Genomic DNA, 1,413 nt, shown 5'->3' on the forward strand with positions numbered 1-1,413 from the left:
GGGTGTGTAAATAATTTTGTGTAAATGGTTAATGAATAGCTTGAGGCTAAGCGGAGTGGAGTGTAACGGAACGAAGCTTAGCCTCGTGGAAATAACTTGACAATATTCCATATAATTAACAAATTCATTAACCAAAGAAAGGATATACCATGGAACTTACCGAAGAGATAATCAAACAATTAAAGTCTGATCTGTCAAAAGCCAAAACCTATGATGATTTGATGGGAAAAAACGGAGCCATCAAAAAACTCATTTCAAAAACTCTCGAGACAATGCTCCAAGAAGAACTCACAGAACATCTCGGATACGAGAGATATTCGCCTGCAGGCAGAAACAGCGGCAATAACCGAAATGGTAAAACTTATAAAACTTTGAGGAATGACAATGGCGAAATAGATATTGCCGTTCCACGAGATCGTAATGGCACATTTGACCCTATAATTGTCAAGAAATATGAACGAACGCTTGGAGCAATCGAAGATAAAATAATTTCAATGTATGCTAAGGGAATGACAACCCGAGATATTCAATCACATCTTCAAGAATTATACGGACTTGATATAAGCGCATCGCTTATCTCTCAGATTACTGATAAAATCATCGACTTAGCAAAAGAATGGCACAATCGCCCGGTAGAAAGTATATACCCAATAGTATTTTTCGATGCCATCCACTATAAAGTAACAAGCGAAGGAAAAGTAATAAATAAAGCTGCTTATACATGTTTATCGCTCAATATGGACGGTAGAAAGGATTTACTCGGTCTGTGGGTCAGCGAAGCCGAAGGAGCCAATTTTTGGCTTACGGTTTTAACCGAGCTTAAAAATCGTGGGTTAGAAAAAATCCTCATTGCTTGTGTCGATGGACTCAAAGGCTTTCCAGAAGCGATTAATACTGTATTCCCAAATACTGAAATCCAGCAGTGTATAATTCACTTAATAAGAAACACCTTAAAATATATTGCAAGTAAAGACCAAAAACAATTTATGCAAGAGTTGCGTAAAGTTTACTCTGCCCCAACAGAGGAAGCCGCTCTCATAGCCCTTGATAAGCTCGAAGAATCTTGGGGCAAAAAATACTCGCTTGCTATTAAAACTTGGCGTAATAACTGGACTCATGCTTCTACTTTTTTCAAATACCCCGATGAAATACGTAAAATCATTTACACTACCAATGCTGTTGAGGCAGTGCATCGGCAGTTCAGAAAGGTTACCAAGACCAGGAGTATTTTCCCTAATGACGACGCCCTTAAAAAAATGTTGTTCTTAGCTTATAGAGATTTATCTAAAAAATGGACTGTACAAATACAAAACTGGGCAGTTGTTATTTCTCATTTATCTGTTATTTTTGAGGATCAATTGAAAGATGTTCTTTAACCTAAAATTCCATTTACACAAATTATTTTACAGACTC

General features: G+C 37.0%; 1 protein-coding gene. It reads left to right on the plus strand.

Annotated features, from left to right (window positions below; all coding sequences use genetic code 11):
• The first annotated feature begins 149 nt into the window (after positions 1-149).
• Positions 150-1,376, plus strand: coding sequence for an IS256 family transposase (locus ACSSWA_RS14870; protein ID WP_437357435.1), 1,227 nt, complete (start codon positions 150-152; stop codon positions 1,374-1,376).
• Positions 1,377-1,413 lie beyond the last annotated feature (37 nt).

Origin of the sequence: Melioribacter sp. Ez-97 (assembly GCF_051488665.1) — a bacterium.
In the GTDB taxonomy this organism is placed as follows: Bacteria; Bacteroidota; Ignavibacteria; order Ignavibacteriales; family Melioribacteraceae; genus Melioribacter.

Excerpts from the sequence above, each read along its gene's own strand:
- ACSSWA_RS14870 (WP_437357435.1), top strand. The coding sequence starts at position 150 with ATGGAACTTACCGAAGAGATAATCAAACAATTAAAGTCTGATCTGTCA.